Source organism: Aureimonas sp. SA4125 (genome assembly GCF_019973775.1).
GTDB lineage: Bacteria > Pseudomonadota > Alphaproteobacteria > Rhizobiales > Rhizobiaceae > Plantimonas.
Map to the genome: position 1 here is coordinate 36,126 of NZ_AP025032.1, position 19,821 is coordinate 55,946.

The window sequence follows — 19,821 nt, forward strand, 5'->3', positions numbered from 1 at the left end:
GGATGTATCATGCGTTTGGCGGAATGTCCGCCCCAGCCGAGAACCGCGCCTCCGCCACGATGCGGCTGACGGTCGGTTGGCTCACGCCATAAAGCCGCGCCATGTCGGCTGCGGTCTTCCTCCCGGTTAGGACGCTTTCCGCAACCTCCTCGCGCTGGCGAGCGGTCAGCTTCGGTCGACGCTCACCGACCCGGCCTTCGATTCGGGCTTGTCGGAGACCGACCGCGGTTCTCTCTCGGATCATCGATCGCTCGAACTCGGCGAATGCGCCGATCATGTGTGCCATCATGCGCCCGGCTGGGGTCGTAGTATCGACGGCCTCCGTCAGCGACCGGAACCTGGCCCCAACAGCTTCGACACGCTCTATGATCGTCAGGGCGTCGCGGAGGGACCTCGACAGGCGGTCCAATTTCCACACGACCAAGGTATCGCCCGGCCGAAGGTGTTCGAGCAGCCGTTGAAGCTCCGGACGATCCCAGCGTCCGCCCGACGCGACCTCCTCGTAGACCCGCTCGCATCCGCCCCTCCCCCAGGGGAGGGTCTCACGCCTCTCGCGGGGGCGTTGCCGGGTTCGGACGGTTCGCGTCGGCTACGCCGACGCTCGCCGTCCGCGAATCCTTTGCAGGACACGGAGAGCCTTGGCCTCCTCGTCTGGGCGGGGCCTTTCCTCGACTCCGGCAAGTCCGGACGGGTCCGAGTCGTCGTTGAGCCAAAGGCGCCATGGCTGCATGCGGCTCGCGCCGACGATTGCTGGAACCTGATCGGCCGGGATGCCTGGGCGCGGTGTCAGGAGCGCCAACACTCCGATGCCGGGGTCGAAACTGACTTCGACAACAAGCTGTCGAAGCTGCTCGGCAAGCCGCGTGCGGATAGCATGGCGGTCGTCTCCGTCGGCCTCGTTCATGGCCCGACCTAGGTTTACCGCTTCGGCAAGCCGAACATTCAAGCCGGGGTCGGCGGCAGCCGACGCTGCGGCCTTCGCCGCTTCGGCGAGTTCCTTCTTGACCACATCAGCTTCCTCGCAGAGCGCAAGGTATCGAGACTTGGCATCGGCGCGGCCGTCTTGGACAAGGTCGAGAAGGTTTTCGCGGCCGACATCGATCTTTGCCAGTCGGGCGACGAGGATCGCCATGCGGTCTGCCTCCGCGGTCGACTGAGCGCCATGCAAGACGGCGCCGGCATCCAGGTAGGCGAGGCCTCGCAGAAGCCGGGCTTCGATGTGGTCAACGCGCCAGCGGCTGGAGTTTTCGCACCCGGCCTTCCGGCTGGCACTGGAACACGCGAAGTAGGTCCCGCCCTTCGGCTTGGCCCCCTTGTTCAAAATGTGCATCGCGCCGCCGCAGCGCGCACATTTTCCGCGACCAAGGAGAAGATGCGCAACTCCCTTCCCCTTTCGCCCACCCGCCACAAGGCGTCCTTTCGAGGCGACTTGCGCCCGGCCGTGAACACGTTCGTCGATGATCGGGGGGTAAAAGTTGGCGATCGGGGTCCCTTCCGGCTGACGGGTTCCAGCCCGGGCGCTACCCGAATGAGGCTGGTACTCGCCGAGAACAAGACGGCCGGTCAGGATCTTCCCGACTGTTGAGGTTTGCCAGCCGACGCCGCCGCGCCATGTCGGCGTGCCCGCGTGGTTCAACTTGGCAACGATCTGCCGTCGGCCGTAGCCCTCAATGGCCCACTGGAAAATCGTTCGCACTATCTCCGCACGGTCCTCGCGAACAACGAACTGCCCGTCTTCGATTGCAATCCATTCTGGGCAGCGCGACGTCAGCGGTCTCTTGTCCGTGCGTGCAGCCTCCTTCTTTCGCGCCCAAGCTGCCCCCACCCGTTCGCTTTTGAGCCGGGACTCCTCATGGGCGCGCGCCATAACCGTAATCGAGATGAGTAGCGGCATCCAATTCGTCCGCAGGCTCGCTTCGGAGTACACCTGCCCGTCAGATAGCGTCACCACAACGATACCTTCGCGGATCAGGTCAGTCAGTTGGTACACCGCATCGACTACAGCCTCGCGCGACAGGCGATCCAAGGACTCAACGATCAGGAAAGAACCGCTCGGAACCCTTCCCTCTGCAACCAAGCCGTGGAATCGTCTGAGGGCGCCGATGTCCCTGTTGGCTCCCTTAAACGCCGAGATGCCCATGTCCCGCAGGCTGTCGTCGAGTTCTACGCTGTTCTCGACACACCAAGCTCGGGCCGCGGCAAGGGTAGTGTCCGCGCTGGTGGTGGAAACTCGGATCTCAGATGGTGCGACGGAGGTGGCCACCGGATTGGCCGGCTAAGGTGGAGTTGCGAGACTTCAACCTGACCGGAGCACCCGATGACCGAGGACAGATTACCGCTTGCCGAGCTTCTGGCAAAAGCCGGAGACGGCGATTTCCTGAGGACGATAGCCGAGAGCGTGATGCAGCTTCTCATGGAGGCCGACGTGGAGGGCATGATCGGCGCCGGGCGCCATGAACGCACCCTGGAACGGGCGACCTATCGCAACGGCTACCGGGACCGCTCGTTCGATACCCGGCTTGGCTCCTTGCAGCTTCGCATCCCCAAGCTTCGACAAGGCAGCTACTTTCCGCCGTTCCTGGAACCGAGAAAGCTCTCGGAGAAGGCGCTTGTCGCGGTCATCCAGGAGGCCTGGATCAGCGGCGTGTCCACGCGTCGCGTCGACGATCTGGTGCAGGCCATGGGACTGTCGGGGATCGGCAAGAGCACGGTGTCGAAGCTGTGCAAAGATATCGACGACCGCGTCGGCGGCTTTCTCGATCGCCCGCTCACCGGCGACTGGCCCTATCTCTGGCTCGACGCGACCTACCTGAAGCAGCGCGAAGGCGGCCGTATCGTCTCGGTGGCGGCAATAATCGCTGTCGCCGTCAACACCGACGGCAAGCGCGAGATCGTCGGCCTTCACATCGGGCCCTCGGAAGCGGAGACCTTCTGGTCGACCTTCCTCAAGAGCCTCGTGCGCCGCGGCCTTTCCGGCGTGAAGCTCGTGATATCGGATGCCCATGAAGGGCTGAAGGCCGCCATCCGCCGGGTGTTCAGCGCCTCCTGGCAGCGCTGCCGCGTCCACTGGATGCGCAACGCCCTGTCCTATGTCCCGAAGGCGCAGCAAAGCATGGCGGCTGCGGCCCTGCGCCAGGCCTTCATCCAACCCGATCGCGCCGGCGCGGCCCAGGCGCTGCGCCACGTCGCCGACCAGCTCCGGGGAAAGTGTCCCAAGCTCGGCAGCTTCATCGACGACAGCGAGACCGACGTGCTGGCGCATCTGGACTTTCCCGGTCAGCATCGGACCCGGATCCATTCGACCAATTCCCTGGAGCGCCTGAACAAGGAGGTGAAGCGGCGCGCCGATGTCGTCGGCATCTTCCCGAACGAGGGCTCCATCATCCGCCTCATCGGCGCCGTCCTCCTCGAGGCCAACGACGAATGGCAGACGCAAAACCGCTACATGCAGACCGAACCCATGGCCGAACTCATGTCCAACAGCACCAAGCCCGAAACCGTACGTATTTCCACCGCAGCCGCCTGAAACCGAGCCGCTTCAGTTACACCCCAATTTCCACCACGTTGACGGACACGACCGCGGCAAGCTGGCGACGAAGGGAGTCCCCTTGTGCTTGCTCCGGGGTCGAGAAGCGGATGTATGAATATGCCTTCTTCAACGTCCGGTCTCCTTTTCGTCGATTCGGTTTATGTAGCACACCTTGCTGACCAGCAGGCCGCCCGGAAACCGCTGAGCGTAACGGATAAGTCCATGACGATCTAAGGCGTGAGGACAGTTATCTTCCAACCTGTCTCGAGTTGCCTTCGCCCAGTCGTGAACAACTCCACGACTGAAAGCGCTATCAAAGATGCGTGCGGCGAATCCAATACGTCATTGAAGATGCCTTAAGGGGAACAAGGCATTGTCTGACTTCCTCACTGCGCGTCCGTCTATGTCGCGGTAGTGTCGAGGGATCGGGAGAGGCACTTGGATCGTGACGATCGTCCGCGAGGTGCGCAGGAAATGCTTGCGGACGCATCGGCGCCGCCGCGTGACGTTGAGTTTCGCAGAGCCCGAATGCGATTGGACACACGCATAGCAACCGTTCTGGGCAAGGTCGGCCTGCGCCCCCGTCTCCTCTTCCTGCTCTTCCTCGCGATCGTGCCCCTCACGGCCCTCGTCGGCTATGTTCTGTGGTCCGAACAGCAGCAGACGCTGCAACGGGCAAGGGACGGCGTAAGCGAGGCGGCCCGCCTCGCCGCCTCCAGCCAGTCCAGCGTTTTCGACGAGGCTCGGTCAACCTTGAAAGTGTTGCAGGCGCTGCCGCAGGTGAGGGTGCCCGTGAGCTTCGCGGCCTGCTCCGCGATCGCCGCGAACCTGCATGCCGCGAACCCGAACTTCAACACCGTGGGTGCGGTGGATGCCGAGGGCATGATCACGTGCCACAGCAAGTTGACGCAGAGCCAGAGGTTCGGCGGCCTCGATCTCCTAGAGCAAGCCAGGACCGCCTTGGCCTCCGACTTCCTTGTCGGGCGCTTCACCATCGAGCGCGCGAGCGGCAAGCCGACCCTGATCACGTTGATGCCGCTCGTTGCCACGGACGGCTCCTTCGCGGGAGCCGTATTCGTCAGCCTCAGCCTCGAGCACATGTCGGCGGCCGCCGAAGCGTTATCGAACGGCGGCAGCCGAGTCGTCACGATGGTGGAGTCCGATACCGGGCGGATGCTCACGCGCTATCCACCGCTTCCCGTCCCGTTCGGAACGGCGTTTCCCGACCATCCGCTGGCCCGCGCGATGCGAGCCATGCCCAATGGCGGCGTCGTCGAAGCCAAAAGTCTCGACGGTGTCGAACGGATCTTTGGCTTCTCCCCGATGCGCGGCATCGAGAAGACGGGGATCATGCTCTCCATCGGCGAGCCCCGCGACCCGCTGCTGTCACCCGTGCGGACGCACCTTGTCGTTTCCGTCTCCATCCTCGCCGCCATCTTCGTCCTGGCCTTCGCCAGCACTTGGTGGCTGGGCTATTGGACACACTTGCGACCGATCAATCGTTTGCGGAAGACGGCCGAGCTTGTGGGCGATGGTGACCATGCGGCCCGGGCGACGCTGGAGCCATGGCAGGCACCTGAGTTCCAGCTCTTCGGCAAACGCCTCGACGAAATGGCGACGAAGCTTGCCGCCGGACGTGAAGCCGAGCTGGCCGTGGCCGAAAGCCACCGCTACCTGATGATCGCCGAGCGCCTCGCGCAGGTCGGATACTGGCAGTACGATCCGCGCACCGACCGGAGCACGTGGTCGGACGAGGTCTTTCGCATCTATGGCTTGCCCATCGGATCGCAACCGCCGTCCTTCGAAGACTGCGTCGCGGCCTGCCATGCCGACGAACGCCAGCTCGTAGGGTCCTCGTTCTCAGCAGCAGTGACCGCGGGAACGGAGTTCGAGATCCAGGTTCGCGTCATCCGTTCGACAGGGGAAGTCCGGCACACGCTGAACCGGGCTTGCGTCGAGGTGGACGAGGCAGGAAAGGTGTCGTTGGTTTATGGCGCGCTCCTCGACATCACGGACCTCAAGCAGGCGGAACTGAAGACCCAGGCAGCGAACGCCATGCTCCTGATGGCCGAGGAGGTTTCGGAGGTCGGCCACTGGCGTCTCGACCTGCGCTCGGGCTCGCTCGTGTGGTCGGAGCAGATCTACAGGATCCACGGCCGCGATCCCGGGACATACGTTCCCCTGCTGGATTCGGCCATCGATGCCTATCATCCGCACGACCGGGAGTCCGTCTCCATGTCGGTGTCGTCGGCCGTGGAGAGCAACGGGTCATTCGAGTTCCAGAAGCGAATCGTGCGACCAGACGGTGAGGTCCGCGAGGTGATCTCGCGCGGGCGCTGCGAGGTCGATCCCATGTCCGGAAGCGTCGTGGCGATCTTCGGCGTCATCATGGACGTGACGGCCGCCAAGGTTGCCGAACGCGAACTGCGGGCGAAGTCGACGCTCCTCGAGACGACGCTCGACACGATGGATCAGGGCCTAATTATGGTCGGGACGGACGGACGGCTCGACATCGGCAACCGACGGTTCGCCGAACTCCTCGACCTGCCCGATGAGTTGCTTCGGGAGGATCGCCCCGACTTCGACGACATCCTTGCCTTTCTGGACGCCCGAGGCGAGTACGCCGACGTCGATCCGGACTTCCGCCAGCATGTGCGCACGCGCGGAGCTCCCTTCACGCTGGGGACTTACGAGCGTCGGCGGCCGAACGGGCGCGTTCTCGAGGTGCGGACGATCGGCCTGCCGAATAACGACGGCATCGTGCGTACCTACACCGATATCAGCGACCGGCGGGCGGCCGAGAGGGGCATGAGGGAAAGCGAGCTGCGCTATCGCATGCTCGTCGAGAACGCCTCGGACATGATCTTCCGCCTCGACCGCGAACTGGTACGAACCTACGTCTCGCCCGCCTCGACCGAGATCATCGGGTACGCGCCGGAGGAGCTCGTAGGCCGTACCGCCGCGACGATGAGCCATCCCGACGAAGTCGCGTTGGTCGCGCAGACCTACGCGGACGTCCTGGATGGCCTCGAGCGTACCGACGTCACAAGCCGCATACGGCACAGGGACGGACGCTGGATCTGGGTCGAGGTGGAACTTCGCGCGTTGCGGGACCCCGTCACGAACGCCGTCACGGGCATCCTCGGTGCGCTCCGCGATGTCTCTGACCGCAAGCGGGCGGAGGAACTCGTGGCCGAAAGCGAAGCGCGGTTCCGCTTGCTTGCAGAGAACACCGCCGATCTCGTCACGCACGTCGACGCGACGGGCAAGCGCATCTTCGCCTCTCCCGCCGCCCGCGACCTTCTCGGGTATGAACCAGAGGAGCTGGTCGGCGGCCGGCCCATAGACCTCGCCTACCCAGACGATCGTGCCGTGCTTGGCGCTATGCTCACCGCCCTTGCGGAGGGGCAAGCCTCCGAACCCGTCCAGTACCGCGCCCGGCGCAAGGACGGCATCTACCGCTGGATCGAGGCGACGGGGCGGCCCCTCGGCCCGGAGCGCGGATACATCCTCGCCCTGCGCGACATCGAGCGCCGCAAGCAGGCGGAGGACGAGCTGGGAGCGGCCGTGCTGCGGCTCAACGAACTTGCGAACTCCGACGGCCTGACGGGACTGGCGAACCGCCGCTGCTTCGACGAGAGCCTAGAGCGGGAAATCTCGCGTGCGGCAAGGAGCGGCGCGCCCATCTCCCTCCTGCTGGCCGACGTCGATCATTTTAAGGCTTACAACGATACCTATGGCCATCCTGCCGGCGATGCCTGCCTACGTTCGGTCGCCGATATCCTAGCTCAGACGACCAGACGCCCGGGAGACGTGGCGGCACGATACGGCGGCGAGGAGTTCGCCGCGATCCTCCCTGAGACCGACGCCGCAGGTGCACTTGCGCTCGCGCAGTCTTTCCGTACGGCCGTTGCCGCGGCTTCGCTCGAGCATGTGCGCAGCGGCTTCGGCGTCGTCACGATCAGTGTCGGGATTGTGACGCTTGTGCCGGATCCCAGAATGACGAGGCCGTTAGACGTAATCGGGTCGGCTGACAGTGCGCTGTACCGTGCGAAGGGCAGCGGACGGAACTGTGTCATCCAATTCGAACGAGAAGAAACTACGCTGCCGAAGGCGAGCTGATCCGCTCGTCTTCGTGCGGGCGGCAGGCTTCATCACAAACCCGACGAACTAGCTTGTCGCAGTAGCCTTGAGTTGGCCGAGACTGTTTTTGCAATTATCGGGCGTACGTTTCGACTCGACTGCGCTGAACCCGCCCACCATCGCGGGCGGTTATGTATCACACCATCTTAATGCTGAGCCGCCCGGACATCCCTAACGTACCGAAGAAGTCCATGACGGTATTGGACGGAAACCGTCTATTCCGCGAACGCATGGACCATAGAACGCCAGACATCGGTTCGGTCGCGTGATCTGGCTTAAACCAAGCCCTGTACCAGTTGCCACAACGCACCCGCCGTCGCGCACCCGAGAAGGGTCGGCACAACGCCGATCCTGAAGCGGAACAGCGCGACGGCGGCAGCGACGGCAAGGATGAACGCGGGAACGTCAACGGTCGAGAGAACGGGAACATCTAACGAAATCGGTCCCGATGATCTGTCATCCACCTGTCTGAAGAGGACGTGCAGACCGAACCAGACCGCAAGGTTCAGGATCACCCCGACCACCGCTGCGGTGATCGCCGCGAGCGCTCCTGACAACGCCCGGTTCCCGCGCAGGCGCTCGATGAAAGGAGCGCCAAGGAATATCCACAGGAAGCACGGGGTGAAGGTCACCCAGGTCGTGAGCAGCCCGCCGAGCGTCCCGGCGACGTAGGGGTTCATCGAGCCCGGATCGCGGAACGCGGCGAGGAAGCCAACGAACTGGGTGACCATGATCAACGGCCCTGGTGTCGTCTCGGCAAGGCCGAGTCCGTTCAGCATCTCGCCCGGGGACAGCCAGCCATAATGGTCGACGGCCTGCTGCGCGACATAGGCGAGGACCGCATAGGCGCCGCCGAAGGTGACCACTGCCATCTGGCTGAAGAACACCGCGATGTCGGCAAAGACGTTACCCGACCCAAGGGCGAGGACGAGGAGCGCGACGGGCACAAGCCAGAGTGTCAGGAACACAGCCGAGATGCGAAGTGCCCAGCCGACGTTCGGCCGGGCATGGTCCGGCACACCCTCGCCGAGGGCGGAGTCGGCATCTGCGAGAACCGCCCCCTTGGACGGGCCGTGGCCGCCACCTCCGGAGAAGGCGGGCAAACCCGCGCGCGCTCCGAGGAAGCCGACGATCCCGGCGACGAGTATGATGGCGGGGAACGGTACGTCCAACAGGAAGATCGCGGCGAAGGCGCTGGCCGCGATGGCCAACATGGTCCTGTTGCGAATGGCCCGCTTTCCGATCCGGTGAACGGCCTCCAGCACGATCGCGAGGACGGCCGCCTTCAAGCCGAAGAACAGCCCGGCGACGATGCCGACGTTCCCGAAAGCGACATAGACCCAGCTCAAGGCCATGATCGCGAGAAGCCCCGGCAGGACGAACAGGGCGCCGGCGACAAGGCCACCCTTCGTCCGGTGCAAGAGCCAGCCGATGTAGGTGGCAAGCTGCTGTGCCTCAGGTCCCGGTAGGAGCATGCAATAGTTCAGGGCGTGGAGGAACCGCTCCTCGCCGATCCATCGCTTCTCGTCGACGAGGATGCGATGCATGAGAGCGATCTGCCCCGCCGGGCCGCCGAAGGACAGGCAGGCGATCTTCGCCCAGACGCGGACAGCCTCGCCGAAGGGGATGCCGTGCTCCGGAGCGCGGACGGAAGCGACGGCCGCTGGCTTGCTGGAAGTGGTGACATCCGTCATCTCAGGTTCCTCCCTTCCTGACTGGCCAGTTGTGCGTCTCGTCAGTGGCGTCCCGGCACCAGCGGTAGAATGCGTCGTAGAGGAGGAGGCCCGCCTCCAGTTGCTCGAGGTCGTCGGCGAACATGCGCGACAGGCCGAGAGACGCGGCCAAAAGTCCCGGTGCTTCAGGCGCGAGATCGGGCCGTGCGGTGTCGGCCCCGCGGACGAGCGTCGCCAGCCGAAGCAGCGCCGGGGTGCCAAGGCCCAACTCCTCGACCATCGTATCGAAGGTGCAGCGTTCCCCGCGGTGGCTCCAGAAGACGTTCTCGACGTCGAACGGCGCCGCCTCGAACCGTTGGCCCACCGCCTCGACCTCGGACGGCTGGACGAAGAGGAACACGGCGAAGGGGTCGACGAAGCGGCGGATCAGCCACGGGCATGCGATCCGGTCGACCTTCGGCCGGGCACGGGTGACCCAGACCGTCCTGCCGCGCCCGTCACGTTGGGGGAGCTTCGCTTCCGGAACCGTCGGATGACCGGCGGCAGTCCACGCCTCGTGGCCTCCCTCCAGCACCTCGGCGGCGACTCCCTCGTGCCGCAGCCATGCCGCGACGCCGTGGCTGAGCTTGGCTCCGGCCTGGCAGACGACGACGACCGGGCGTGTTTGAAGGTCGGCGCCCCATGACGCCACGGTCGCATAGTCCCTGCGCACTGCGCCGGGGACGAAACGCGGATCGGCGGCGAAGTCCTCTTCTGTGCGCACGTCGACAACGAGCGGAGCCTTCGGGGTGCCGACGAGGCGGAGGAGCTTGTCGCAAGAGATGGTGATCGTCGAAGCCATGACGCGCCCTTCCAGGATGGAGATGTGGACGCGATTCTTCGGCCGTGGCCTCGTGGGGAGATCGCCGTCCCCATGGCCGCATTCAGCCCGAGTACCCAAGGATGTCAAGCACGGTCTCCGCGACCTTGACCCTGCCACGATCCGCGCCGACAAGTTTCGCGCTGGGAGTGGAGACCATGCTCCGGCAAGCCCCGATCCATCAACGAGACGCATGCCTGTCGCGCGCGGCCCGCATTCCCTCGTCCTCGTCCGATGGTGCCAGATCGACTCACGACCGGACGAACCACCATCCGGCGGCCAAGTCGCCGCCGAAGTCGAGATCGGTCGCTCATTGTGCCGACGTTTATGTAGCACATCATGCTAGTGCTGAGCCGCCCGTGCAGCCCCGACGTACCGGAGGAAGCCATTACGACTTGGGGTGCAAAGGCGACAGGCAGCGGCGATTTAAGCGAAGGGCGCCCCCCCACTTCGTAAAGATGCGGCGCTATCCTCCGCTCATAGCGCCACGAAAGTCTGTTACGTCTGTGCTCGGAAAAATGCTCGACAGCCCATCCGGCAATGCAGGAGCAAAATCCGCATCGCGCCGTGTAACGAACGGCCTGGGCGCGACGAAGAGGGGACATGATGCCTGCGTTCCCGCCTCGGTTCGAAGGTCTCGACGCACTTCTGCGGGCGGCCCTTCAGGGAGACGACAGGGCCTATGGCGCGTTCCTGAGGGAGGCGGCGGCGGCCCTGCGGGCGTTCGCGTTCCGCCGCGCCCCGGCGGCACCCGGTTATGACCCGGAAGACCTCGTGCAGGAGATCCTGATGGCCGTGCATGCCAAGCGCCACACATGGAGGCAGGACGAGCCGCTTGCGCCTTGGCTCTTCGCCATCGCCAGGCACAAGGCCGTTGATGCCTACCGCAAGCACGGCCGCAAGCTTGAGATCGACATTGAGGACTTCGCCGAGATCCTCACCTGTCCGGGGGCAGAGGCTGTCCCGACACCGCGGGACGTCAGCCGTGCGGTGGACAGCCTCGACGGGCGTCAGCGCGCGGTCGTCACATCGATCTCGGTCGAGGGACAATCCATTGGCGAGACGGCGGAAAAGCTGAAGATCACAGAGGGTGCCGTCAGGATCGCCTTTCACCGGGGTCTGGCGGCCATCGCCGCCCGCTTCGGGAGCCATTAGGATGAAAACCGACACGCTGATCGAGACGCTCGAAGCCGATGCGCGCCGAGCACCCGTCCGTAGCCTGCCGTCGTGGGCGGCTGCGGTTCTCCTTTGCGTCGGAGCGGCAGCCCTCATGCAGTTCTTAACGAGGGGTTTTCGCCCCGACTTCATCGAAGCGCTCGGCTCGATGCGGTTTGACCTCAAGTTCGTCCTGACGGGCCTGACGGCGCTGGGCGCGCTGATTTCCGTCCGTGACCTTCGCCACCCAGGATCCTCAGGAGGACGCGGGCTGGCATGGCTGGTCCTGCCAGCGGTCCTTCTCGCCGCTGCCGTCATCGGTGAACTGATGGTGGTGCCCGCGAGCCTGTGGGAGCTGCGGCTCGTCGGATCGAACGGCCTCGCCTGCCTCGTCGCCATTCCGGCGATGGGTGGCATCCCGCTGGCGATCCTCCTCTGGTCGGTCCGCAAGGGCGCGACGACCCGGCCCACTCTGGCTGGCGCCCTCTGCGGCCTAGCCGCCGCTGCCGTCTCGGGCTTTTTCTACGCCGCCCAATGCATCGACGACTCCCCGCTCTTCGTAGCCGCCTGGTATCCGCTCGCGGGGGGCGTCCTTGTCGCGATCGGGATGTTACTCGGCCGAAGGATCCTTCGCTGGTAACCAGCCGTTCCATCGGAACCCTACTTGAATGGAGATGACCATGATGCGCCGTGCTTTTCGACCCGCCGTTCTTTCGCTCGCCATTCTCGGATACGTGGTCGCGGCACATGGAGCGGAAGGCTTGAACGTCCGCGATGCGGCGGGATCGGTCGACGAAACCGTCTCGCGCCTCACGACTGCGATCGAGAGTGCAGGAGCGAAGGTCGTCGCCGTCGTCGACCACGCGGCGAATGCGCAGTCGATCGGCGAGACACTACCGGAGACGAAGCTCGTCATCTTTGGCAATCCCAAGCTCGGCACGCCGCTGATCATGGAAAACCCGCTCGTTGCGCTCGACCTGCCCCAGAAGATGCTCGTCTGGCGCGACGAGGGCACCACCAAGGTTGGATATCTTGAACCGGAAGCCATGGCGAACCGCTACGGCATCGCTCCGCAATTCGGGCCCGTGACAGCGATGAAGGCCGCGATGGACCGCCTGGCCATCGCGGCGGCCTCTCGCTGACCCTCGATCAAGAGGCTACCGGTGCCTCGGCGGATGCCAACACCACGATCGGCGTCCCGTCGGGCACTCGCTCGTAGAGATCGGCAACGTCCTGGTTCAGGAGACGGATGCATCCGGAGGACACCGCCCGACCGATGGACCATTCCTGATGGGTGCCATGCAGGCGATAGAGCGTGTCGCGCCCGTCCTGGAAGATATAGAGGGCACGCGCGCTCAGCGGATTCGTAAGGCCCGGGGGCATCCCGCCGTTGGCGATCGAGTAGCGTTCGAGCTCGGGCTGGCGAGCCACCATCTCGTCCGGCGGCGTCCAACGTGGCCATTTGCGCTTGTACTGGACCTTGGCGCGACCGGACCATGAAAAGCCCTCCCGCCCGACGCCGATCCCGTAGCGCATGGCCGAACCGTCGGCTTGCGTGAAGTGGAGGTATTTGCCGTCCGTATCGACAACGAGGGTGCCGGGCGGCTCGTTCGTCGTGTTCCTGACTTCCGTGCGCCAGAAGCTCGGATCCACCTTCGAGACATCGACGGCCGGCACGAAGAACGCTTCGTTCGGCATCGCATCATACATGAGAGGGCGCATGGGTGGGGGTGGAGGTGCCGAGGGGGCGGGCGCGCGTTCCGGCGAGCGTGAAGTGCCGACGCATCCCGTCAGCGCGAGTCCGGCCAAGCCAATGACGACGTGGCGGCGCGACAGCGCCCAACGGTCAGTGGTGCGTACAGTCAAAGTGGGACTTTCGTTCGAGTCGCGAGGTGCGGGAGGCGATGCCGAAGCGTCGCTTCGCAAGAGCAATCAGTCGGTGGCGGGAACCGAGCCGCGGACTGGGTAGTCGTTCGCGATGACGAACTTCAGTCCCTCCAGGAGGTCGTCCAGGCAAGGCCGCGCGAAGGGGACGTTCTGGAGGTGCAGCGCGTAGATGCGTCCGTCGGGATATACGACGGCGAAACCGGGCTCGGCGAAGCGATCGGGCTCGGTATCCTTCGCCTTGGCAGAGATGAAGAGGCCCCAGTCTCGTGCGCTCTCCTCGGACAAGCCGTATCCGATCGGGAGTGCGCCGACATTCCACTCGTTCGCCTGTCGCTCGGCACGTTCGGGGGAGCCCATCGAGATCGCGTAGACCTCGACGCCGAGCACTCGGAACGCCTCGAGCTTGCCGGAGAGCTCTTCCAACTGGCTCTTGCAGATCGGGCAGTGCACGCCGCGATAGAAGAAGATGGCGGTGAAGGCTTCGGGCTTGGCATCCGAAAGGTCGAACGCCGCCCCTCCGAGGACCTGGAACCTGAGCGTGGGGGCGCGGTCGCCGGGAAGCGGGGTCGTATGGTTCATGGTCTTGTCCTTACGAATTCAAATGGGCGGGCTGGCGAAGTGAGCGTCTCAGCCCTCGCCCGAGGAACCCCCGGATCGGCCGCCGCTCGGCGTAGCGGGCGCGAGCATCGCGATCTGGCTGTCGGCTAGGGCGCGGAGATAGGCCGTCCCGGAGGCGGTTCGCGACATCACGCGGATGGACACGATCGTGCCGAGGATGGCCTTTGCGAAGGCCGGAGCATCCAGGCGGTCCGAGATGGATCCGTCGGACTGGCCGCGAACCACGGCGCGGTGAAGGGCCTCCTCCACCTCGCGCAGGCCTGCCGCGACGTCTTCGCCGAGTTCCACGTCGTGGGCGGCAACCTCTGCTGCCGAGTTGACGAGGAGGCAGCCGTCCCGGCTCTGCGAGGACGCCTCGACGATCGCATCGAGGAATGCCTCGATCGCCTCGCGGGGAGAGGGGCTGGCATCGAGTAGTGCCACACGCTGGCGGCTCGATCGGTCGAGGTAATGTTGGAGCGACCGCTTGAAGAGCGAGCGCTTGTCGCCGAACGCATTGTAGAAGCTTGCCGAACTCATGCCCATGGCCCTTTCCAGGTCACGCACGGAGGTCGCGCCGTAGCCATGTGACCAGAACAGCGATACCGCCCTGTCCAGTACTTCGGTCTCGTCGAAGCTTCTGTTTCGTCCCATCACTCAAAATCCTCGATCGATCACGACAGCGGCATGCCACCGTCGAGTGCTTGTCATTTAAGAACGACCGCTCCAAAAAAGAAGCCCCAATCACTTGCGAGGACAACACATGAGCGTCACCACATTCAGGACCGCGACAGCGGCCATCCTTCTTTCGGTCGTGGCTTTCGAACCCGGGCTTGCCCTTGCCGCAGAGATCCTGCCCTTCGAGACGGCCGCCTTCGAGAAGGCGCAGGCGGACGGCAAGCCGATCGTCGTCGACGTCGCGGCACCGTGGTGCCCGACCTGCGCGGCGCAGAAGCCGATCATCGAAAAGCTGGCGGCCGATCCTGCCCACGCCGACATGCAGATCTTCCAGGTGTCCTTCGACGACCAGAAAGAAGTCGTGCGGGCCCTCAACGCGCAGAGGCAGTCGACGCTGATCGCCTTCGACGGGACCAAGGAAACCGGGCGCTCCGTCGGGGACACGAACGCGGACTCCATTGCCGCCCTGTTTGCCTCCACTAAGGGAGAGTGACCGTGACCGCGCTGTTCGCACTCCTGGCGGGCGTGCTCTCGACGTTGTCGCCATGCGTCTTGCCGCTCTTGCCTGTCGTGCTGGGCACCGCGGTTTCGCAACACCGCATGGGACCCGCCGCGCTCGCCGCGGGTCTCGCCATATCCTTCGTGACGATCGGGCTGTTCGTCGCTCTCGTGGGGTTCTCGATCGGCCTCGATCTCGGCGTGTTCCGCACGATCGGCGGCTTCGTCCTCATCGGCATCGGCGCGGTCCTGATGGTGCCCCAGCTTCAGATGCGGCTGGCAACCGCTGCAAGTCCCGTCGGGTCATGGACGGAGCGTCGGTTCGGCGGAATCGAGGGAGGCGGTCTCAAGGGTCAGTTCCTGGTCGGCCTGCTCTTGGGAGCGGTTTGGAGCCCCTGTGTCGGACCCACCCTCGGCGCAGCATCGATGATGGCTGCGAACGGCGAGAACCTCTGGCAGGTCGCGATGACCATGTTCGCTTTCGGCGTCGGTGCTGCCCTGCCGCTTCTCGTGCTTGGCGCCCTGTCGCGCGAGGCGCTGCTTCGCTGGCGAGGTCGCCTGCTCGGAGCGGGCAAGGGCGGCAAGATGATCCTAGGTGCCGTTCTCGTGACGGTCGGCATCCTCGTGGTGTCGGGTCTCGACAAGCGGGCCGAGGCGGCCCTCGTAGCGGCGTCGCCGCAATGGCTCACCAACCTCACCACTCGCTTCTGATGCGGCGGCTTGTGGACGTTCCGGCCCGGACACTGGGGTGAGCAACGAAATCCGCTGCGACGTCTGCGTCGTGGGAGCTGGATCCGGCGGCCTGGTAACAATCCTGCGCAAGCTTCCGAACTGGTAGCGGGACAGCGGCGCAGGGCGCCTCCTTGCGGCTCGCCCATTGAAAGGTACGGTGCATGTCCCGTCGCGGGTGGCTTCTTATCCTCGTTCTCGCCGTGCTCACGATTGGCGCCTATGCCATGGGCGTGTCCGACCTTCTCAGCATCGAGACAGTCAAGGCGTGTCGGGGTGATCTTCTCGCCCTGGTGGAGGCCCGTCCCCTTGTGTCGGGAGCGGCCTTCCTCGTCGTCTACGTCGTCGTCGTCGCCATGTCCCTGCCAGCCGCATCCGTCATGACGTTGCTCGGCGGCTTCCTTTTCGGCACGCTGGTCGGGGGCACCTTGGCGGTGATCGCCGCAACGGTCGGGTCTACCGTCCTTTTCCTGGTGGCGCGTTCGTCGTTGGGCGGAGCCCTGCGCGAGCGGGCCGGGCCGCTGGCCGAGCGTGTGTCGGAGAACCTCCGGCGAAACGCCTTCGAATACCTCCTGTTCATGCGCATCGTGCCGCTGTTCCCCTTCTTTGCGGTGAACATCGTGCCGGCTCTCATCGGCGTCGGGCTGCGGACGTTCGCCGTGGCGACGCTCATCGGCATCATTCCCGGAACATTCGTCTATGCGCATCTCGGACGAGAGCTGGGGACAATCTCCAGCCTGTCGGACCTCATGTCGATGGATGTTCTCGTGGCCTTTATCCTGCTCGGCCTCGTCGCCCTTCTTCCAGTCGGCTATCGCCGTTGGAAGTCGGCTCGATCGGGTCCTGCCCTTCTGCTGACGCTGATCGCCTTGGGTCTCGCGGTTGCAGGCGGGACCGGCTCGCGCACGGCGTTGGCGGCAGACGCCCGTTACGAGGCATTCGTCGCGACCTATGACGGCCTCCTGCGCGACCATGTCCGTCCGGCTCGTAAGAACGCCATCGCTTACGCCGGCGTCGACTACGCCTCGTGGCGTAAGGATCCAAGGCACGCCAAGGCGCTGTCAGCCCTGCTGGCCTCCGACCCGGCAGAGGCCTCGTCGCGTCCGCAGAAGCTCGCCTACTGGATCAACGCGTATAACTTCCTGACGGTCGACCTCATCGTCAGGGAGGGCGAGACGCGCTCGATCAAGAACCTCGGCGGCGTCCTCTCCAGTCCATGGAAAAGGTTCCGCTGGCCGATCGGCGGGAAGGAACGCAGCCTCGACGACATCGAGCACGGCATCATCCGCAAGCTCGGCGATCCAAGGATTCACTTCGCGGTCAACTGCGCTTCGATCTCATGTCCGGACCTTCGCGCCGAACCGTATGCCGCCGGAATCCTCGACGCGCAGCTCGGCGACCAGGTCGCGCGTACCTTCGCCAACCCTTCCAAAGGTTACTCGACCGACGGCTCCGCCGTCCGTGTGAGCAAAGTCATGGACTGGTATGCGGAGGACTTTGACACTGGCGACGTCGCGGGCTGGATCCGTGCCAACGCTCCCGTCGCCTTGCCGAAGGGCGCAAAGGTCGGCTTCATCGCCTACGACTGGGCATTGAACGACCGTTGAACGGAGGTGCAGAAACGTGTCGATCCTACCTTCGCATTTAATGTATCACACTATGCTGATGATCGGCCCGCCAGGATCGGGCAAGTCGATGCTGGCGCAACGCCTGCCGTCGATCCTGCCGAACCTCAGCCCGCGCGAGCTTCTGGAAGTCTCGATGATCGCCTCGATCGCCGGCGAACTGGCCGGCGGCAAGCTGTCGGACCGGCGGCCGTTTCGCGCCCCCCACCATTCCGCCTCGATGGCCGCCATGGTCGGCGGCGGGCTCCGAGCCCGACCGGGAGAGGTCTCGATGGCTCACCGCGGCGTGCTGTTTCTCGACGAATTTCCCGAGTTCAACCCGGCCGTTCTCGACTCCCTGCGCCAGCCGCTGGAGGGCGGGGAGAGCGTGATCGCCCGGGCCAATCACCGCGTCACCTATCCCGCACAGTTCCAATTGATCGCCGCCATGAATCCCTGTCGCTGCGGCATGGCCGGCGAGCCCGGCCACAGTTGCCCCCGCGGGCCGCGTTGCGCCGGCGATTACCAGGCGCGCATTTCCGGACCATTGCTCGACCGCATCGACCTGCGCGTCGACGTGCCGGCCGTTACCGCCTTCGACCTGATCCGTCCCGCCCCGGCGGAAAGTTCCGTGACGGTGAAGGCGCGAGTTTCCGCCGCCGGTGCCCTGCAGAGCGAGCGCTACGAGAGCCTCGGCCTTCCCGCGCCGACGCTGAACGCGCAGTGTTCCGCAGCGCTGATCGAGACGGTGGCCGCTCCGGACGAAGCCGGCGCGCGGCTCCTGCGCGATGCCGCCGAGCAGATGAAGTTCTCGGCCCGGGCCTATCACCGCATCCTCAAAGTTGCGCGGACGCTCGCCGACCTCGAAGGCGAAGAGACGGTGCGGCGCATTCATCTCGCCGAGGCGATTTCCTACCGGATTGCGGGAGAGCGCACGCAGGCGGCGGCCTAGAGCATGATCCCGAAAGCTGGGTTCCGGCTTTCGGAAAAGACCATGCGAGGACGATAACCTAAAGCGGGTCGGCGATTGGAGGAAAAGCCATCCCGCTTTAGCGGCTGAAACGACTTCCCGCCGCGAACCCCGGCCCGGGATCACCACGAGCGGGTTGCTGGAGGATGTTTCAACGGTACCGCGCCGGTCGCATGTTCACCTGACGTCTCTATCAAAAGACGCGAGGGCGGCATGTCGCTGAAAGGAGCCATACGGATGCTGTCGACACAGCGAATGCCTTGAAAGTCGACCGGCGAAGCTGTGCCCCGCCGGCTTGAGGGGATAGTGCGAAACGTCAGTCCACCGGCGCGACGCGCATGATCTCGCCGCCGGAACCGTCGGTGAGGACATAAAGGGCGCCGTCCGGACCCTGCTTCACGTCCCGGATGCGCTTGCCGAGATCGCCGAGGAGGCGCTCCTCGCCTTTCACCGTCCGCCCGTCGAAGGCCACCCGGACCAGATCGCGGCTGGCAAGCCCGCCGAAGAAGGCGCTGCCCTGCCAGTCCGGCACGCCGTCGCCCGTGTAGAACGCCATGCCGGAGGCGCCGATGACCGGGGTCCACTGGTGGAGCGGCTGCGTCAGGCCTTCGCCCTCGGACTTGCCGGTGCCGACGGGTGTGCCGTTGTAGTTGACGCCGAAGGAGACGAGCGGCCAGCCGTAGTTCTTCCCCGCCTCCACGACGTTCACTTCGTCTCCGCCCTTCGGGCCATGTTCGGAGAACCAGACCTCGCCCGTCGCCGGGTGCAGCGCGCCGCCCTGGATGTTGCGCTGACCGTAGGACCAGATCTCCGGCAGCGCGCCCGCCTGGCCGATGAAGGGGTTGTCTGCCGGCACCGACCCGTCGCGGTTCAGCCTGACGACCTTGCCGAGGTGGTTGTCGAGCTTTTGCGCGCCCTCGCGGATCGGCGTGTCGGAGCGTTCGCCGAGGCCGATGAAGAGATGACCCTCGCGATCGAAGACGATGCGCGAGCCAAAATGCTTGTTGCCGGCATGTTTCGGCAGCTGCGTGAAGATCTTTTCGAAGCCCTCGAGGCGGGTGCCGTCGTCGGCCAGGCGACCGCGCCCGGCCGCAGTGGAATTGCCGCCGTTGCCGGCCTCGGAATAGGTGAGATAGACGAGGCGGTTGGTGGCGAAGTCCGGGTCGAGCGCGACATCAAGCAGGCCGCCCTGGCCACCGGCGTCGATGTCGGGAAGGCCCTCCAGGGCCGGTCCGACGGTGCCGTCGGCCGCGACGAGCCGCAGTGTGCCGCCCTTCTCCGTGACAATGAGGGAGCTGTCGGGAAGAAATTCCATGCCCCATGCCGAATCCAGGCCGTCGGCGATCGTGGTGACCTGCAGATCGCCGATCTGGCTGGACACGACCGTGTCGACCGCCCATGCGTTCGTGGGAAGACTGGCGGCGGCAAGGGCGGCGAATAGGCGCGTCGGTGTCATCGTGGGTCTCCTCTGGGGTGTCGTCCGCCCCTTACCTCGGAAC

At 65.1% G+C, this 19,821-nt stretch carries 15 protein-coding genes and 2 pseudogenes; 9 read left to right on the forward strand and 8 right to left on the reverse strand.

The window, feature by feature from the left end; all coding sequences use genetic code 11:
* Positions 1-7 precede the first annotated feature (7 nt).
* A pseudogene (locus Sa4125_RS00195) lies at positions 8-520 on the reverse strand (recombinase family protein); the annotation flags it as partial.
* 69 nt (positions 521-589) lie between these two features.
* On the reverse strand, positions 590-2,263 hold the full coding sequence (locus tag Sa4125_RS00200; RefSeq protein ID WP_224002406.1) for a recombinase family protein: 1,674 nt from the start codon (positions 2,261-2,263) through the stop codon (positions 590-592).
* A 54-nt stretch (positions 2,264-2,317) separates the two neighbouring features.
* On the opposite strand from Sa4125_RS00200, the gene Sa4125_RS00205 reads away from it, so the two are divergent.
* A complete protein-coding gene (locus Sa4125_RS00205) occupies positions 2,318-3,526 on the forward strand; it encodes an IS256 family transposase (RefSeq protein ID WP_223998612.1) in 1,209 nt (402 codons plus the stop codon).
* A 441-nt stretch (positions 3,527-3,967) separates the two neighbouring features.
* Positions 3,968-7,651 (forward strand): PAS domain S-box protein, encoded by a 3,684-nt coding sequence (locus Sa4125_RS00210; RefSeq protein ID WP_224002409.1) that lies wholly within the window; start codon positions 3,968-3,970, stop codon positions 7,649-7,651.
* Positions 7,652-7,947: 296 nt separating this feature from the next.
* Here the strand turns inward: Sa4125_RS00210 and chrA are convergent, their stop codons facing one another.
* Positions 7,948-9,366: a chromate efflux transporter gene (chrA, locus tag Sa4125_RS00215; protein ID WP_224002411.1), complete on the reverse strand. Its 1,419-nt coding sequence runs from the start codon at positions 9,364-9,366 to the stop codon at positions 7,948-7,950.
* 1 nt (position 9,367) lies between these two features.
* On the reverse strand, positions 9,368-10,186 hold the full coding sequence (locus Sa4125_RS00220; protein WP_224002413.1) for a sulfurtransferase/chromate resistance protein: 819 nt from the start codon (positions 10,184-10,186) through the stop codon (positions 9,368-9,370).
* A 621-nt stretch (positions 10,187-10,807) separates the two neighbouring features.
* Here Sa4125_RS00220 and Sa4125_RS00225 point away from each other — a divergent pair.
* From Sa4125_RS00225 to Sa4125_RS00235, 3 genes are read left to right on the forward strand one after another with little or no spacing between them, the layout of a single operon-like run.
* Positions 10,808-11,359 carry a sigma-70 family RNA polymerase sigma factor gene (locus tag Sa4125_RS00225; RefSeq protein WP_224002415.1) on the forward strand — a complete coding sequence of 184 codons (552 nt, stop codon included), beginning with the start codon at positions 10,808-10,810 and terminating at the stop codon, positions 11,357-11,359.
* Between the two features lies 1 nt (position 11,360).
* Positions 11,361-11,999: an NrsF family protein gene (locus Sa4125_RS00230; RefSeq protein ID WP_224002423.1), complete on the forward strand. Its 639-nt coding sequence runs from the start codon at positions 11,361-11,363 to the stop codon at positions 11,997-11,999.
* A gap of 40 nt (positions 12,000-12,039) precedes the next feature.
* The gene (locus Sa4125_RS00235; RefSeq protein ID WP_224002425.1) at positions 12,040-12,501 is read left to right on the forward strand and encodes a DUF302 domain-containing protein; all 462 of its coding nucleotides are present in this window, start codon (positions 12,040-12,042) and stop codon (positions 12,499-12,501) included.
* Between the two features lie 7 nt (positions 12,502-12,508).
* Here Sa4125_RS00235 and Sa4125_RS00240 read toward each other — a convergent pair whose 3' ends face one another.
* The 3 genes from Sa4125_RS00240 to Sa4125_RS00250 form a co-directional block, all read right to left on the reverse strand.
* Positions 12,509-13,057, reverse strand: coding sequence for a L,D-transpeptidase (locus Sa4125_RS00240; RefSeq protein ID WP_345944306.1), 549 nt, complete (start codon positions 13,055-13,057; stop codon positions 12,509-12,511).
* 234 nt (positions 13,058-13,291) lie between these two features.
* Entirely contained in the window at positions 13,292-13,825 is a 534-nt protein-coding gene (locus tag Sa4125_RS00245) for a redoxin domain-containing protein (RefSeq protein ID WP_224002428.1), read from the reverse strand.
* Between the two features lie 48 nt (positions 13,826-13,873).
* Positions 13,874-14,497, reverse strand: a complete 624-nt coding sequence (locus Sa4125_RS00250) for a TetR/AcrR family transcriptional regulator (RefSeq protein ID WP_224002430.1) — start codon at positions 14,495-14,497, stop codon at positions 13,874-13,876.
* 109 nt (positions 14,498-14,606) lie between these two features.
* On the opposite strand from Sa4125_RS00250, the gene Sa4125_RS00255 reads away from it, so the two are divergent.
* The 4 genes and pseudogenes from Sa4125_RS00255 to Sa4125_RS00270 all read left to right on the forward strand — a co-directional run.
* The gene (locus Sa4125_RS00255; RefSeq protein WP_224002432.1) at positions 14,607-15,014 is read left to right on the forward strand and encodes a thioredoxin family protein; all 408 of its coding nucleotides are present in this window, start codon (positions 14,607-14,609) and stop codon (positions 15,012-15,014) included.
* Positions 15,011-15,730, forward strand: a complete 720-nt coding sequence (locus tag Sa4125_RS00260) for a cytochrome c biogenesis CcdA family protein (RefSeq protein WP_224002434.1) — start codon at positions 15,011-15,013, stop codon at positions 15,728-15,730. The genes Sa4125_RS00255 and Sa4125_RS00260 overlap by 4 nt, the downstream gene beginning before the upstream one ends.
* 182 nt (positions 15,731-15,912) lie before the next feature.
* Complete coding sequence (locus Sa4125_RS00265) at positions 15,913-17,355, forward strand: DUF547 domain-containing protein (RefSeq protein WP_224002436.1); 1,443 nt, start codon at positions 15,913-15,915, stop codon at positions 17,353-17,355.
* A gap of 52 nt (positions 17,356-17,407) precedes the next feature.
* Positions 17,408-18,304 (forward strand): annotated as a pseudogene (locus Sa4125_RS00270) (ATP-binding protein); the annotation flags it as partial.
* A 334-nt stretch (positions 18,305-18,638) separates the two neighbouring features.
* On the opposite strand, the gene Sa4125_RS00275 reads toward Sa4125_RS00270, so the two are convergent.
* The gene (locus tag Sa4125_RS00275) at positions 18,639-19,778 is read right to left on the reverse strand and encodes a PQQ-dependent sugar dehydrogenase (RefSeq protein WP_224002438.1); all 1,140 of its coding nucleotides are present in this window, start codon (positions 19,776-19,778) and stop codon (positions 18,639-18,641) included.
* Positions 19,779-19,821 lie beyond the last annotated feature (43 nt).

What these genes read in the sequence shown, in the direction of transcription:
- Sa4125_RS00230 (WP_224002423.1), top strand. Translation starts at nt 11,361, where the DNA reads ATGAAAACCGACACGCTGATCGAGACGCTCGAAGCCGATGCGCGCCGA.
- chrA (WP_224002411.1), bottom strand. Translation starts at nt 9,366, where the DNA reads ATGACGGATGTCACCACTTCCAGCAAGCCAGCGGCCGTCGCTTCCGTC.
- Sa4125_RS00205 (WP_223998612.1), top strand. Translation starts at nt 2,318, where the DNA reads ATGACCGAGGACAGATTACCGCTTGCCGAGCTTCTGGCAAAAGCCGGA.
- Sa4125_RS00250 (WP_224002430.1), bottom strand. Translation starts at nt 14,497, where the DNA reads ATGGGACGAAACAGAAGCTTCGACGAGACCGAAGTACTGGACAGGGCG.
- Sa4125_RS00240 (WP_345944306.1), bottom strand. Translation starts at nt 13,057, where the DNA reads ATGCCGAACGAAGCGTTCTTCGTGCCGGCCGTCGATGTCTCGAAGGTG.
- Sa4125_RS00255 (WP_224002432.1), top strand. Translation starts at nt 14,607, where the DNA reads ATGAGCGTCACCACATTCAGGACCGCGACAGCGGCCATCCTTCTTTCG.
- Sa4125_RS00235 (WP_224002425.1), top strand. Translation starts at nt 12,040, where the DNA reads ATGATGCGCCGTGCTTTTCGACCCGCCGTTCTTTCGCTCGCCATTCTC.
- Sa4125_RS00275 (WP_224002438.1), bottom strand. Translation starts at nt 19,778, where the DNA reads ATGACACCGACGCGCCTATTCGCCGCCCTTGCCGCCGCCAGTCTTCCC.
- Sa4125_RS00220 (WP_224002413.1), bottom strand. Translation starts at nt 10,186, where the DNA reads ATGGCTTCGACGATCACCATCTCTTGCGACAAGCTCCTCCGCCTCGTC.
- Sa4125_RS00265 (WP_224002436.1), top strand. Translation starts at nt 15,913, where the DNA reads ATGTCCCGTCGCGGGTGGCTTCTTATCCTCGTTCTCGCCGTGCTCACG.
- Sa4125_RS00245 (WP_224002428.1), bottom strand. Translation starts at nt 13,825, where the DNA reads ATGAACCATACGACCCCGCTTCCCGGCGACCGCGCCCCCACGCTCAGG.
- Sa4125_RS00225 (WP_224002415.1), top strand. Translation starts at nt 10,808, where the DNA reads ATGATGCCTGCGTTCCCGCCTCGGTTCGAAGGTCTCGACGCACTTCTG.